This window comes from Microbacterium sp. NPDC058342, from assembly GCF_042723935.1.
Classification (GTDB): domain Bacteria; phylum Actinomycetota; class Actinomycetes; order Actinomycetales; family Microbacteriaceae; genus Microbacterium.
The window spans coordinates 631,177-645,470 of record NZ_JBHXID010000002.1 but is presented as its reverse complement, the minus strand read 5'-3'; the positions used below and the strand labels follow the sequence as shown (position 1 = coordinate 645,470).

At 70.2% G+C, this 14,294-nt stretch carries 10 protein-coding genes; 4 read left to right on the top strand and 6 right to left on the bottom strand.

The genetic code is table 11. The features are described from left to right. Positions 1-97: 97 nt before the first annotated feature. The 4 genes from ACFWHT_RS13000 to gabT form a co-directional block, all read right to left on the bottom strand. The gene (locus ACFWHT_RS13000; RefSeq protein WP_378829168.1) at positions 98-1,459 is read right to left on the bottom strand and encodes an NAD-dependent succinate-semialdehyde dehydrogenase; all 1,362 of its coding nucleotides are present in this window, start codon (positions 1,457-1,459) and stop codon (positions 98-100) included. 19 nt (positions 1,460-1,478) lie between these two features. After that, complete coding sequence (locus ACFWHT_RS12995) at positions 1,479-2,948, bottom strand: NAD-dependent succinate-semialdehyde dehydrogenase (RefSeq protein WP_378829166.1); 1,470 nt, start codon at positions 2,946-2,948, stop codon at positions 1,479-1,481. Between the two features lie 156 nt (positions 2,949-3,104). Next, positions 3,105-4,493 carry a flavin monoamine oxidase family protein gene (locus ACFWHT_RS12990; RefSeq protein ID WP_378829164.1) on the bottom strand — a complete coding sequence of 463 codons (1,389 nt, stop codon included), beginning with the start codon at positions 4,491-4,493 and terminating at the stop codon, positions 3,105-3,107. 75 nt (positions 4,494-4,568) lie between these two features. Then, positions 4,569-5,927: a 4-aminobutyrate--2-oxoglutarate transaminase gene (gene gabT / locus ACFWHT_RS12985; RefSeq protein WP_378829162.1), complete on the bottom strand. Its 1,359-nt coding sequence runs from the start codon at positions 5,925-5,927 to the stop codon at positions 4,569-4,571. 98 nt (positions 5,928-6,025) lie between these two features. Here gabT and ACFWHT_RS12980 point away from each other — a divergent pair, with 98 nt between their 5' ends. Then, positions 6,026-7,528, top strand: a complete 1,503-nt coding sequence (locus tag ACFWHT_RS12980; protein ID WP_378829159.1) for a PucR family transcriptional regulator — start codon at positions 6,026-6,028, stop codon at positions 7,526-7,528. Positions 7,529-7,575: 47 nt separating this feature from the next. On the opposite strand, the gene ACFWHT_RS12975 is transcribed toward ACFWHT_RS12980, so the two are convergent. Then, positions 7,576-9,027, bottom strand: coding sequence for a helix-turn-helix domain-containing protein (locus tag ACFWHT_RS12975; RefSeq protein WP_378829157.1), 1,452 nt, complete (start codon positions 9,025-9,027; stop codon positions 7,576-7,578). A 150-nt stretch (positions 9,028-9,177) separates the two neighbouring features. Here ACFWHT_RS12975 and aceB point away from each other — a divergent pair, with 150 nt between their 5' ends. Then, on the top strand, positions 9,178-10,848 hold the full coding sequence (gene aceB, locus ACFWHT_RS12970) for a malate synthase A (RefSeq protein WP_378829155.1): 1,671 nt from the start codon (positions 9,178-9,180) through the stop codon (positions 10,846-10,848). Between the two features lie 39 nt (positions 10,849-10,887). Beyond that, the gene (locus ACFWHT_RS12965) at positions 10,888-12,483 is read left to right on the top strand and encodes an isocitrate lyase (protein ID WP_378829153.1); all 1,596 of its coding nucleotides are present in this window, start codon (positions 10,888-10,890) and stop codon (positions 12,481-12,483) included. 69 nt (positions 12,484-12,552) lie between these two features. On the opposite strand, the gene ACFWHT_RS12960 is transcribed toward ACFWHT_RS12965, so the two are convergent. Further along, a complete protein-coding gene (locus ACFWHT_RS12960; RefSeq protein WP_378829151.1) occupies positions 12,553-13,062 on the bottom strand; it encodes an Lrp/AsnC family transcriptional regulator in 510 nt (169 codons plus the stop codon). A gap of 115 nt (positions 13,063-13,177) precedes the next feature. Between ACFWHT_RS12960 and ald the strand changes: the two genes are divergently transcribed. Further along, on the top strand, positions 13,178-14,272 hold the full coding sequence (gene ald, locus ACFWHT_RS12955) for an alanine dehydrogenase (RefSeq protein ID WP_378829149.1): 1,095 nt from the start codon (positions 13,178-13,180) through the stop codon (positions 14,270-14,272). The last annotated feature ends 22 nt before the right edge of the window (positions 14,273-14,294 follow it).

The window sequence follows — 14,294 nt, the reverse complement described above, 5'->3', positions numbered from 1 at the left end:
CGCCGCGGCTCAGAACGAGAACAGGGATTCACCGAGAACAGGACGGATGCTGCGGCATCCGTCCTGTCCTGTTCCGGTGCGAGCGGCGGGCGAGGCGTCAGGCCTTGCGGATGAGCTTCTTGTTGACGAACTCGTCGGCGGCCAGCAGACCCATCTCGCGCGAGGTGCCGCTGCGCTTCACACCGCCGAAGGGCAGCTCGGGGCTGTCGGCGAGGACGACGTTGACGTAGACCATGCCGGCCTCGATGCTGTTCGCCACGCGCTCGGCCTGCTCGGCGTCCGTCGTGAACACATAGGAGCCGAGGCCGAACGAGGTGTCGTTGGCCAGCTCGACCGCGGCGGCCTCGTCGGCGACTCGATAGACGACCGCAGCCGGCCCGAACAGCTCCTCGCGATACACGTCCATCTCGGGCGTCACGTCGGCGAGCACCGTCGGCGCGAAGAACGCGCCCTCGCGGGTCCCGCCGGTCAGCACGCTCGCGCCCTGGGCGACCGCGGTGTCGATCTGCTCCTGCAGACGCTCGGCGGCGGCGAGCGACGACAGCGGTCCCAGCACGGTGTCCTCCTGCGTCGGGTCCTCCGCCGAGACGCCGGCGAGCGACGCGACGAACTTCGAGGTGAACTCCTCGTACAGGTCGTCGACGACGATGAAGCGCTTGGCGGCGTTGCAGGACTGTCCGTTGTTGTCCAGGCGGGCGTCCACGGCGTTCTGCACCACGGCGTCGAGGTCGTCGGTCGAGAGCACGATGAACGGGTCCGAGCCGCCGAGCTCGAGGGCGACCTTCTTCAGGTTGCGCCCGGCGACCTCGGCGACGGCGGCGCCGGCGCGCTCGGAGCCGGTGACCGAGACGCCGTGCACGCGCGGGTCGGCGACGATCGACGCCGCCTGCTCGTTCGTGGCGTACACGTTCACGTAACCGCCGTCGGGAAGCCCCGCCTCGCGGTAGATCGCCTCGATCGCCTCGGCCGATTCGGGGCACTGCGGAGCGTGCTTCAGGATGATCGTGTTGCCGATCGCCAGGTTCGGGGCCGCGAAGCGCGCCACCTGGTAGGCCGGGAAGTTCCACGGCATGATGCCCAGCAGCGCCCCCAGCGGCGCCCGGCGCACCACGGCGGTGCCGTCACCGAGGATGTCCAGCGGCTGGTCGGCCGTGATCTTGTCGATGTTGTCGGCGTAGAACTCGATGATGTCGGCGGCGAACTCGACCTCGCCGACGGCGGCGGCGATCGGCTTGCCCATCTCGCGCACGATGATGGCTGCCAGTTCGTCCGTGCGCTCGCGGTGCAGTTCGGCGATGCGCCGGATGACGACGGCGCGGTCGGAGGGCGAGGTCGCCGCCCAGGTCCCGGCCGCGGCGGCGGCGCGCGCGACCGCATCCTCGATCTGTGCGCCGGTGAAGGTGTCGTAGGTGGCGACGGTCTCCCCCGTGGCCGGATTGACGACGGCGTAATCGGTCATGTCGGTTCCTTTCGCTGAGTCAGTTGGGGATCAGGGTGTACTTGGTCGACAGGTACTCGTGGATGCCCTCGGCGCCGCCCTCGCGGCCGATGCCGGACTGCTTCACCCCGCCGAAGGGAGCCGCGGCGTTCGAGACGACGCCCACGTTGAGACCCATCATCCCGGTCTCGAGCGCGTCGATCATCCGGTGGCCGCGACCGAGGTCCTCCGTGAAGACGTACGACACCAGGCCGTACTCGGTGTCGTTGGCCAGGCGCACGGCCTCGGCCTCGTCGGCGAACGTCGCGATCGCAAGCACCGGGCCGAAGATCTCCTCGGTGAGGATCGAACTTCCCGCGACGACATCGGTGAGCACGGTCGGCTCGTAGAAGGTGCCGGTTCCCTGCAGCGCGTTGCCGCCGGTGAGCAGGCGGGCTCCGCGCTCCACGGCGTCACCGACGAGCTCCTGCGCCTTGGCGACGGCGTCCTCGTCGATCAGCGGGCCGATGGCCACGCCCTCCTCGGTGCCCCGGCCGATCTTCATCGCCTGCACGCGCTCGGTGACCCGGCGGGCGAACTCCTCGGCGATGTCGCGGTGCACGATGAAGCGGTTGGCGGCCGTGCACGCCTGGCCGATGTTACGGAACTTCGCCGCCATCGCGCCGTCCACCGCCTTGTCGAGGTCGGCGTCCTCGAACACGACGAAGGGCGCGTTGCCGCCGAGTTCCATCGAGACACGCAGGATGCCCTCGGCCGACTGGGCGATGAGCTTGCGGCCCACCTCGGTCGAGCCGGTGAACGACAGCTTGCGCAGTCGCGGGTCGGCGATGATCGGGCCCGACAGCGCACCGGAGCGTGAGGTCTGCACGACGTTGACGACCCCGGCGGGAAGCCCCGCCTGTTCGAGCAGCTTCGTGAAGAAGATGGTCGTCAGCGGCGTGAGTGCCGGCGGCTTGATCACCACGGTGCAGCCCGCGGCGAGCGCGGGGGCGATCTTGCGCGTCGCCATCGCGAACGGGAAGTTCCACGGGGTGACGAAGAACGACGGGCCCACCGGGCGCTGCGAGACGACCATGTGCCCGGTGCCCTCGGGGTTGCTGCCGTAGCGTCCGCCGATGCGCACGGCCTCCTCGCTGAACCAGCGCAGGAACTCGCCGCCGTAGACGACCTCCCCGCGCGCCTCGGCGAGCGGCTTGCCCATCTCGAGGGTCATCAGCAGCGCGAGGTCCTCCTTGTGCGCCTGAACGAGGTCGAAGGCACGGCGGAGGATGTCGCTGCGAGTGCGCGGTGCGGTCGCGGCCCAGTCGTCCTGGGCGGCGACGGCCGCATCGAGCGCCCGGATGCCGTCCGCAGGCGTCGCATCCGCGATCGAGGCGATGACGTCGCCCGTCGAGGGGTCGCGCACGTCGAACGTGCGGCCCTCCTCGGCGTCGATCCACTGGCCGCCGATGAAGAGGCCGCCGGGCACGCTCGCGAGGAGCGCCTTCTCGTCGGATGCGGTTGTGCTCATGATTCGTCTCGATTCTGTGGGGATGTGAGAGGGGTCAGGGGTGGCGGATGCGGAGCGGGGCGTCCCCGTCCAGCGTCTCACCTCGGGATCGCACGCCGGAAGCGGGCGCGTCCGCGCCGGCATCCGTCGCTGTGTGCCCGACGACGATCGCGGCGCTCATGAGCCGCGGACCCCGGAGACGGAGGCACGCGCCTTCTCGACGATCTGCGCGGCGGCGAGACGGCCCATGCGGATGGCGCCGTCGACGTGCTGGTAGCCGGCGCCGGCCATGTCGCTGCACGCGAAGTGGATCGGACCGACAGCACTGCGCAGGTCGGCGCCGTAGCGGTGCAGCCCGCCCAGGTCGAAGCTGGCGGCGTAGGCGCCGCGCGTCCATTCCTCGCTGCCCCAGTCGCTCTCGTAGTACACGACGGGATCCTTCGCCTCGGGACCGTAGTAGTGCGACAGGGATTCGAGGATCCGCTCCCGGCGCTCCTGGGCGGACAGTTCGAAGACGTCGTCCGCGTTGCGGTCGCTCACGAAGCCGACCAGGGTGCCGCGCTCGTCGCCGTGGTTCGTGTTGTCGTACGCCTCGTGCGCGAGCTCGTACGGGCTGAAGGCCGTCCCGCTCAGGCCGCGATCGCGCCAGAACGGACGCTCGTACACGGCGTGCACCTTGATGACGAAGCCCATGGACAGGTGCTGGTGCAGCTGGTGCTGGCGGCGCGGCAGCGGCGGGACGAACGAGATGCGGCTGTAGAGCACGGGAGCGTGCGCAAGGATCGCGAAGCGCGCCCTGACAGTGGTGCGCTCGGTGGTGACGACGACGCCGGATTCCGACCATTCCAGCGCGCGCACCGGCTGGTTCAGCAGCACGTCGTCGCCCAGCCGCTCGGCGAGCAGCTGCGGAACCTGCTGCAGGCCGCCGACGACCCGCTTGTCGAGGATGAAGTCGGCGTCGACCAGGTTCGAGTAGGAACCGGCGGAGGCCGCCATCAGCAGCGACTGCAGCAGGGAGAAGGCGTGCGTGGGCTTGGTGAGCATCGCGGACCCGGTCGCGAAGGCGAGGTTGCGGATCGCCTCGTCGTCGTCGGTCTGGGCGTGCAGCCAGGCGTCCCACGAGATCGCGTCCCACTCGGCGGCGTTCGGATGCTCCCAGGGCCGGTCGGGGTCGATCTCGGCGACCATGGCGTCCAGGCGCTCGGTCACCTCGGCGATGACGTTCTCGGTCTCGGCCGAGACGGGGAACATCTCGCCGGTGAAGCGGTGCACCTCGCCGTCGGGGCCGACGTAGACACTGTCGCCCTCCCGGTAGCGGCTGAAGGTCTCCAGACCCAGCTCCTCGATGGTCTGCTTCAGGGCCTCCTGGTCGGGCGAGACCCACTGGCCGCCGATCTCGAGCATGGCACCGTCGATGACGTCGGTCCACAGCCGACCGCCGACGCGGTCGCGGGCCTCCACGACGGCGACGGACAGCCCCGCCCTGCGCAGTTCGTTGGCGGCGGTGAGCCCGGCCGCTCCGGCGCCGACGATGACGACGTCGCGGCTGATCTCCTGCTCGGTCATGGTGATCTCCTTCGATGCGGAAAGTGTGGGCAGGGTGTCGGCCGCGATCCCCGGCCGGGGTCGCGGCCGACGGCCTCAGACGCGGGCGAGCGCGGCGGCGACGACGTCGAGGCCGTCGTCGAGCAGCTCGTCGCCGATCGACAGCGGCGGCAGGAAGCGGATGACATTGCCGAAGGTGCCGCAGGTGAGCACGATCACGCCCTCGGCGATGCAGGCCCTGGCGACGGCGCCGGTGAGGGCGGCATTCGGCTCCCCGGTCTCAGGGTTCACGAACTCGGCGGCCACCATGGCGCCGTGACCGCGCACATCGCCGATGCGCGGATCGTCCGCGGCGAGGGCGCGCAGGCGGTCCAGCAGGATGCCGCCGATCTGCTGTGCGCGCTCGACGAGGCCCTCGTTCTCGAAGGCGTCGATCGCGGCGAGCGCCGCAGCGCAGGCCACCGGGTTGCCGCCGTAGGTGCCGCCCAGACCACCGGCGTGCGCGGCGTCCATGATCTCGGCGCGACCCGTGACGCCCGCGAGCGGCAGACCGGCGGCGATGCCCTTGGCTGTGGTGACGAGATCGGGCTCGATGCCGAAGATCTCGCTGGCGAACATGGCGCCGGTGCGGGCGAAGCCGGTCTGCACCTCGTCGGCGATGAACACGACCCCGTTCGCGCGGCTCCAGTCGACGATCGCCTCGAGGAAGCCGTCGGCGGGCACGATGAACCCGCCCTCGCCCTGGATGGGCTCGATGATCACGGCGGCCAGGCTGTCGGCGCCGATCTGCTTCTCGATGAGGGTGATGGCGCGCTCGGCGGCCTCGGCACCGGTCAGCCCGTCGCGGTAGGGGTACGAGCCGGGCACGCGATAGACCTCGGGCGCGAACGGACCGAAGCCGGCCTTGTAGGGCATCGACTTGGCGGTGAGCGCCATGGTGAGGTTGGTGCGGCCGTGGTAGCCGTGGTCGAAGGCCACGACGGCCTGCCGCCCGGTGTGCTTGCGGGCGATCTTGACCGCGTTCTCGACCGCCTCGGCGCCGGAGTTGAACAGGGCGGTCTTCTTGGCGAAGTCCCCGGGTGTCAGGCGGTTGAGCGCCTCGGCGACGTCGACGTAGGACTCGTACGGCGACACCATGAAGCAGGTGTGAGTGAACTGCGCGGCCTGCGCGGCGACGGCCGCGGCGACCTTGGGGTGCGCGTTGCCGACGCTGGTGACGGCGATGCCCGACCCGAGGTCGATGAGCGAATTGCCGTCGGCGTCGAGCACGACGCCGCCGCCGGCGGCGACGACCGACACGGGCATCGAATGGGCCACTCCTGCGGCGACGGCATCCGCCTTGCGCGCGAGGATCGCGGCCGACCGCGGTCCGGGCAGGTCGGTGACGACGCGACGGACCTGCTCGAGGGCCGGTCCGCCTGCGGGGTGAGTGGAGGTCTCGTCGATGAGGGTCATGAGGCGAGGCTAGAACCCCGCCTCCACCGGATGCACTCGCCCGGACGTACAATCGTGGGACGATCTTCGCCGCCGCGTACAATCCGAGAGGAGCATCCGTGGAGCCCGTCGTCGCACCGACCCTGCGCACCCTGCTCGCCAGGGCCGAACTGCGCCTCGAGCTGGTCTCCGATCCGGCGTCCCTCGCCGAGGGCGCGCTCGATCTGCCGGTGCGCTGGGTGCACAACTCGGACCTCGTCGACCCGACGCCGTTCCTCGCCGAAGACCTGGTGCTGCTCACCACCGGCGCCCAGCTTTCGGATCAGGACCAGAGCGGCGCCGAGGAGTACGTCGCACGTCTCGTGCACCGCGGCGTGCTGGCGCTCGGGTTCGGCTCCGGGGTGCACCGAGTGGGCGTTCCCGCCGAGCTCGCCGCAGCCTGCTCCGCTGTGGGGCTGGCGCTGTTCGAGGTGCCCTACGACATCCCGTTCCTCGCGGTCGCGCGCGCTCATGCGGAGGCCATCGCCGCCCAGGCCTACGCGCGGCGCACCTGGGCCCTCGAGGCTCAGCGGGCCCTGGCGATCGCCGCGCTCCGCCCGCGCGGGCTGGAGTCCACGCTGTCCGAACTGTCCAGACGCCTCGGATGCTGGGTGGGCATGTACGACGCCTCGGGCGCGATGGTGCACGAACACCCGGCCGCCCTCACCCGTGAGGCCGACGGCGTCCTCGACGGGGTCGCGGAGATGCTCGCCCGCGGCGGCGCGGCCAGCCGCACTCTCGAGGACCGGGATGGCGGTTTCACCCTGTTCACCCTCGGCCGGACGGGCCGGCTGCGGGGTGTGATCGCGATCGCGGCCGCCGCGCTCGACCCCGAGACGCGCGCGGTCGTGACGTCGGTCATCGCGATGGCGGGACTGGCCCTCGAGCAGAACGAGCGGATGTCCCGGGCACGGCGGCGCCTGCACAGCCAGCTGCTCGCGTCGCTGCGCACGGACGATCCGGCGCTGGCCCGCCGCGTGCTCGGCTCGCTGCCGCCCGCCCCGGTGGCGGTGGCGGTCGCGGCCGACGTGCCGCGCATCGCCGCGATCGCGGACTGGTGGGAGCGCCGGCGAACGGATGCCGGGACCGCATCCTTCATCGCGGAGGACGCCGACGGCCTGACGATGATCGTCGGCGCCGATGACGACTCCCTCTTCGAGGAGCTGGCCCTGCGCTTCGGCATCCGCATCGGCGTCTCAGGCCCTCAGGACTACTCCGCGTTCTCCCAGGCGCATGCCCAGGCACGGACAGCGCTCCGGCGGGGCGCCCCCGGCGTCACGCGGTACGCCGTCGCCGCCGGAGGGGTGCTGGACGCGCTCGCCGGCGAGGAGGCGCGACTGCTCGCCCGCACCAGGCTCGACCCGCTGCGCCGGCACGACCAGGCCACCGGAGCCGAGCTCGAACGCACGCTCGGCATCTGGCTGGAGCACGACACGCACAGCGAGCGCGCGGCGGCGGCGCTCGGCATCCATCGTCACACTCTGCGCACCCGCATCGCGCAGGCCGCCGATCTGCTCGGCGTCGACCTGTCTTCGTTCCCCGCACGCGCGGAACTGTGGGCGGCGCTGCGGGCGGCGGGCTGAGGCCCCGACCGCGGCGGGCGAGATCGCGACCCTCGCGAGCGGTCGGGCTAGCCGGGCGAATGCGCCTCGAGGAACTCGTACACGTCGGTGGTGTCCACCCCGGGGAAGGAGCCCGTGGGCAGAGTGGCGAGCAGCGTGCGCGGGGTGCGCACGTTGGGCCACGAGTGCTCGCGCCAGCGCTCCTCCAGTTCGACCGGGGCGCGCCGGCAGCAGGTCTCGACCGAATGCTTGGAGACGCCGCGGTTGCCGGTGTCGCGCCCGACGAACCATTTCGTGTCGTCGAAGCGCACGCCCACGCTCAGCGAGTGCAGGCCTTCACTGGAGGGCTCGACCCTGGCGGTGCACCAGTACGTGCCGTTGCCCGTGTCGGTGTACTGGTAATAGGGGTTGAAGCGGTCCTCGACGTCGAACACGACCCGGCTCGTCCACCGCCGGCAGCAGAGCTGACCCTCGATGGAGCCGAGCCGGTCGGTGGGGAAGTTCACGTCGTCGTTCTCATACGCCTTCGTGATCGTGCCCGACTCGTGCACCTTCAGGAAGTGCACCGCGATGTCGAGGTGCCGGGTGGCCAGGTTCGTGAACCGGTGTGCGGCTGTCTCGTACGAGACCGAGTAGGCGTCGCGCAGATCCTCGATCGAGATGGCACGGCGGTGCTTGGCATCCTGCAGCACGGGCACGACGTGCGCCTCCGGCACCAGGAGCGCACCGGTGAGGTAGTTGGTCTCCACGCGCTGCCGCAGGAACTCGGCATAGCTGTGGGGCTCGCCGTGGCCGAGGATGCGGCTGGACAGCGCCTGCAGCACCGCCGTGCGCGCATCTCCCTTGGCGTGCACACCGCTGGAGAGGTACAGGCGGCCGTTGGCGAGATCGGCCACGCTGCGCGTGGTCTGCGGCAGGTCGGAGGCGTAGTGCAGCGTGAACCCGAGGTACGCGGCGATCTCCGACGCCGTGCGCTGGGTGAGCGGGCCCCCGGGGTGACGGACCGCTGCGAGGATCTCGGCGGCCTTCGTCTCGAGCTCGGCGAAGTGGTTGTCCTGGGTGCGCATGAGATGGCGCAGCTCGACGTTGGCGCGGCGCGCCTCCTCGGGGGTGGCGGCGCGCTCGTCGCGCAGCCGCTCGATCTCGCCGTGCAGCGCCAGCATCGCGGCGAGCGCCTCGGAGGGAACGGTCTTGGCGATGCGGAACGGTGCGATGCCCAGAGCCTGGAACGTCTGCCCCTTCATGGCGCGTTCCAGCGAGATCTCCATGGCGCTGCGCTCGTCGAGCGGCCCGCCCTCGAGCAGTGCGTCGATCGTCGTGCCGAGCGCGCGCGCGATCGCCTGCAGCAGGGTGAGCTTGGGCTCGCGCTTGCCGGTCTCGAACATCGACAGCTGACTGGGCGCCCTGTCGATGCGCGAGGCCAGCTCCTCGAGGGTCATGCCCCGACCGGTGCGCAGCTGCCGGATCCGCCGCCCGATCGTGAGGGCATCGGAGTCTTCTGGCGCGTCGGCGGTGACCATGGCCGTGATTCTGTCACGAATGCAGAAATTTCGCCAAACTTCTCCTCGTGATCCGCCAGGAGGAGTGCCGAACTTCACTGAGAGTGGATGCCAAGCCACCCGGCCGCATCGGCGCTCCCGCCGACCGACACTTCACGGAGGAGACAGATCATGACCGTTCCCACTGCGGCACCGACCGCCCCGACCCGCACCGTCGAGGACACCGTCTCCGCCGGCATCGGTCCCGCGCTGCGCATCACCGCGCCGCTGCACGACCGTTTCGACGAGATCCTCACCGCCGAGGCGATGGCGTTCCTCACCGAGCTGCATCATCGCTTCGCCGGGCGCCGCCATGACCGGCTCGCCGACCGGATGCGCCGCCGCTTCGAGATCGGCAACGGCCACGACCCCCGCTTCCGCGAGGACACCGCGCACATCCGCGACGACGCGGACTGGCGCGTCGCCGGTGCCGGCCCCGGTCTGGAGGATCGTCGCGTGGAGATCACCGGCCCCACCGATCCCAAGATGACCATCAACGCCCTGAACTCCGGAGCACGGGTGTGGCTGGCCGACCAGGAGGACGCCGTCAGCCCCACCTGGCGGAACGTCATCGGCGGCCAGCTGTCGTTGCGCGACGCCGTCCGCGGCGAGCTGACGCACACAGGCACCGACGGCCGGGAGTACCGCGTCACGGCCGAGCGCACGCCGACGATCGTCATGCGCCCGCGCGGCTGGCACCTCACCGAGCGGCACATCGAGTTCACCGACCGGACGGGGCGGACGCTGTCGGCATCCGGGTCGCTGATCGATTTCGGCCTGTACTTCTTCCACAACGCGCAGGCGCTCATCGATGCCGGGCGCGGCCCGTACTTCTACATCGCCAAGCTCGAATCCAGCGAAGAGGCGAAGCTGTGGGACGACGTGTTCTCGTTCAGCGAGGAGTACATCGGGATCCCCCACGGCACGATCCGGGCCACCGTGCTGATCGAGACGCTCCCCGCCGCCTTCGAGATGGACGAGATCCTCTACGAGCTGCGCGAGCACTGCGCAGGGCTCAACGCCGGCCGCTGGGACTACATCTTCTCCATCATCAAGAACTACCGCGGCCGCGGCGCCCGCTTCGTGCTTCCGGACCGGAGCGAGGTGACCATGACCGTGCCGTTCATGCGCGCGTACACCGATCTGCTGGTGAAGACCTGCCACCGACGCGGTGCCCACGCCATCGGCGGCATGAGCGCCTTCATCCCGAACCGCCGCGACCCCGAGGTCACCGCGCGGGCGCTGGAGAAGGTGTCGGCCGACAAGAAGCGCGAGGCCGGCGACGGCTTCGACGGCACCTGGGTGGCGCACCCCGATCTGATCCCCGCCGCGCAGGCCGAGTTCGACGCCGTGCTGGGCGAGCGCCCGCACCAGCTCGACCGCCAGCGAGACGACGTCGAGGTGACCGCCGCCCAGCTGCTCGATCTGCGCATCGGCCGCCCGATCACGGCCAAGGGCGTGCGGGAGAACGTGTCGGTGGCGATCCGGTACATCGAGGCCTGGCTGCGGGGCCTCGGCGCCGTGGCGATCGACGATCTCATGGAGGACGCCGCGACGGCTGAGATCAGCCGCTCGCAGGTATGGCAGTGGATCCACCAGGACCGTCGCACCGACGAGGGCGACCCGATCACGGCCGCGTACGTCGAGCGCTTGATCGACGAGCTGCTCGCTCGGACGCCGCGATCCGCCGGCGACCGATTCGACGACGCCGCCGAGGTGTTCCGCCAGGTGGCGCTGCGACCCGAGTTCCCGGCATTCCTGACCGTGCCCGCGTACGCCCGCTTCCTCGTCGAGACCGACTGACCGCCGCCCCGCCACCACGAAGGACACGAAGGACACGACATGACCCACTACCAGGACGACATCGCCGCCATCCAGGACCTGAAGGATGCGAACGGCGCAGCATGGCACGCCATCGATCCCGAATCGGTCGCGCGCATGCGCGCGCAGAACCGCTTCCGCACCGGACTGGAGATCGCTCAGTACACGGCCGACATCATGCGACGCGACATGGCCGAGTACGACGCCGACTCCTCGGTCTACACGCAGTCGCTGGGCGTCTGGCACGGCTTCATCGGGCAGCAGAAGCTCATCTCCATCAAGAAGCACCTGAAGTCCACGAACAAGCGCTACCTCTACCTGTCCGGCTGGATGGTCGCGGCCCTCCGCTCGGAGTTCGGCCCGCTGCCCGACCAGTCGATGCACGAGAAGACCTCGGTGCCGGCGCTGATCGAGGAGCTATACACCTTCCTGCGCCAGGCCGACGCGCGCGAGCTCGACCTGCTGTTCACGCAGCTCGATGCGGCTCGTGCGGCGGGCGACGAGACCGCGGCGGAGTTCATCCAGTCGCAGATCGACGGCCACGAGACCCACGTCGTCCCGATCATCGCGGACATCGACGCCGGCTTCGGCAACCCCGAGGCGACCTACCTGCTCGCCAAGAAGATGATCGAGGCCGGCGCCTGCGCGATCCAGATCGAGAACCAGGTGTCGGACGAGAAGCAGTGCGGGCATCAGGACGGCAAGGTCACGGTGCCCCACGAGGACTTCCTCGCCAAGATCAACGCCGTCCGCTACGCCTTCCTCGAGCTCGGCATCGAGAACGGCATCATCGTCGCCCGCACCGACTCGCTCGGAGCCGGACTCACCCAGAAGCTCGCCGTCTCGCGCGAGCCCGGCGACCTCGGCGACCGGTACAACTCCTTCCTCGACGTCGAGGAGATCGCGTCGGACGGCCTCCGCGACGGCGACGTCGTCATCAAGCGCGAGGGCCGGCTGCTGCGCCCGAAGCGGCTGGCGAGCAACCTGTACCAGTTCCGGCCGGGAACCGGCGAGGAGCGCGTCGTGCTCGACTGCATCACGTCGCTGCGCAACGGCGCGGACCTGCTGTGGATCGAGACCGAGAAGCCGAACGTGGAGCAGATCGCCGGCATGGTCGACGCCATCCGCGCCGAGGTCCCGGACGCGAAGCTGGTCTACAACAACAGCCCGTCGTTCAACTGGACGCTGAACTTCCGTCAGCAGGTGTACGACCTGCTCGTGGAGCGCGGCGAGGACGTGTCGGCCTACGACCGCAGCTCGCTGATGAGCGTGGAGTACGACGACACCGAGCTCGCCCGGCTGGCCGATGAGAGGATCCGCACGTTCCAGCGCGACGGGTCCGCCCGGGCAGGCATCTTCCACCACCTCATCACGCTGCCGACCTACCACACGGCCGCGCTGTCGACCGACGACCTCGCGAAGGGCTACTTCGGCGACGAGGGGATGCTCGCCTACGTCACAGGCGTGCAGCGCCGTGAGATCCGCGGCGGCATCGCCACCGTCAAGCACCAGAACATGGCCGGAAGCGACATCGGCGACAACCACAAGGAGTACTTCGCCGGAGACGCCGCGCTCAAGGCCGGCGGCCAGCACAACACCATGAACCAGTTCACCTGAGGCTCCCCGCCATGCCCCTCACCGCACGGCGCGGTGAGGGGCATCGCGCTGACGAGCCGGCGTCGCCGCTCACAGGAACGAGGCGGCCACGGCGTTGCGGTGGTAGTCGAACACGATGCTGGTGCGGGTGGAGGCGACGCTGCTCTGCGCCGAGAGGTGCTCGAGGACGAACTCACGCAGCTGGGATGAATCGGCGACCGCGATGTGCAGCAGGAAGTCGTCATCGCCGCCGAGGAAGAAGACCTGGATCACCTGCGGCAGCGCGCGCACGCGCTCGGCGAACGCGACGATGCTCTCCCTGCGGGCACTGGGGCGCAGGCTCACCCCGATCACCGCCTGCAGACCCGCGCCGAGCATCCGCTCGTCGACGCTGGCGTGGAAGCCGGTGATCACACCGCGCTCGAGCAGGGATCGCAGACGGGTGTGAGCCGTGGACGGCGCCACCCCGAGCTTCGCGGCGAGCTGGGCATTGGTCATCCGTCCGTCGGCGGTGAGCAGCCGCACGATGCTGGCGTCGATCGCGTCGAGCGACGGCTCCCGAACGCTGTTCGGAGGAGTGGGCGAGGAAGAGATGTCCATCCGAATGATTATTCAGGATCCGCGTCGTCACCAAAACTTCTTCGGGTCGGGCTCGGATTCTCCGCTCATTCTGCGATTCTGTATCTCTGAGTTTCCCACCCGTACAGGAGGATCGATGAAGATCGGCGTACCCGCAGAGGTCAAGAACAACGAGAACCGCGTCGCGCTGACGCCCGCGGGCGTCGACCGTCTGGTGAACGAGGGGCATCGCGTGCTGGTGCAGGCCGGGGCGGGCCTCGGCTCGCACCTCGACGACGACGCCTACCGCGCTGCGGGGGCGGAGATCGTCGCGACGGCGGAGGATGCCTGGGGCGCGGCGGACCTGCTGCTGAAGGTGAAGGAGCCGATCGAGCAGGAGTACGGGTTCCTGCGCGACGACCTCACCCTCTTCACGTACCTGCATCTGGCCGCCGACCGACCGCTCACGACGGCGCTGATGGAGGCCGGAACGACCGCCGTCGCCTACGAGACGGTGCAGCTGCCCGACCGCAGCCTGCCGCTGCTGACTCCGATGAGCGAGATCGCGGGGCGGCTGTCGGTGACGATGGGCGCGAACGCCCTGCTGCGCTCGCACGGCGGCCGGGGAGTGCTGCTGGGCGGCATCGCCGGAACGCCCCGCGCGAAGACCGTCGTGATCGGAGGCGGCGTGGCGGGTGAGCACGCCGCGGCGAACGCCCTGGGACTCGGTTCGACGGTGACGGTGATCGACATCTCGCTGCCGCGACTGCGCGAGCTCGAGCAGCGTTACGGCGGAGCGCTGGAGACCCGGGCGTCGAGCCGGTACGTCATCGCCGAGGAGCTCGCCTCGGCGGACCTGGTCGTCGGTTCCGTGCTGATCCCGGGCGCCGCGGCGCCCAAGCTCGTCACCGACGACATGGTCGCGGGCATGAAGCCGGGCTCGGTGCTCGTCGACATCGCGATCGATCAGGGCGGCTGCTTCGAAGGATCCCGCCCGACCACCCACGACGACCCGACGTTCGCGGTGCACGACTCGATCTACTACTGCGTGGCGAACATGCCGGGCGCCGTGCCCGAGACCGCGACCCGTGCGCTCACCAACGCCACCCTCCCCTACGTGTCGGCCATCGCCGGCAAGGGCTGGGACCGCGCGGCGGCGGATGACGCCGCGCTCGCGAAGGGACTCAACGTGCGCGCGGGAAGCATCACCCTGCCGGCCGTGGCCGAGGCGCACGGGCTCGACGCGGCCTGATGCCCGGGCCGGCATGCGATCC

Excerpts from the sequence above, each read along its gene's own strand:
- ACFWHT_RS13000 (WP_378829168.1), bottom strand. The coding sequence starts at position 1,459 with ATGACCGATTACGCCGTCGTCAATCCGGCCACGGGGGAGACCGTCGCC.
- ACFWHT_RS12995 (WP_378829166.1), bottom strand. The coding sequence starts at position 2,948 with ATGAGCACAACCGCATCCGACGAGAAGGCGCTCCTCGCGAGCGTGCCC.
- ACFWHT_RS12990 (WP_378829164.1), bottom strand. The coding sequence starts at position 4,493 with ATGACCGAGCAGGAGATCAGCCGCGACGTCGTCATCGTCGGCGCCGGA.
- gabT (WP_378829162.1), bottom strand. The coding sequence starts at position 5,927 with ATGACCCTCATCGACGAGACCTCCACTCACCCCGCAGGCGGACCGGCC.
- ACFWHT_RS12975 (WP_378829157.1), bottom strand. The coding sequence starts at position 9,027 with ATGGTCACCGCCGACGCGCCAGAAGACTCCGATGCCCTCACGATCGGG.
- aceB (WP_378829155.1), top strand. The coding sequence starts at position 9,178 with ATGACCGTTCCCACTGCGGCACCGACCGCCCCGACCCGCACCGTCGAG.
- ACFWHT_RS12965 (WP_378829153.1), top strand. The coding sequence starts at position 10,888 with ATGACCCACTACCAGGACGACATCGCCGCCATCCAGGACCTGAAGGAT.
- ACFWHT_RS12960 (WP_378829151.1), bottom strand. The coding sequence starts at position 13,062 with ATGGACATCTCTTCCTCGCCCACTCCTCCGAACAGCGTTCGGGAGCCG.
- ald (WP_378829149.1), top strand. The coding sequence starts at position 13,178 with ATGAAGATCGGCGTACCCGCAGAGGTCAAGAACAACGAGAACCGCGTC.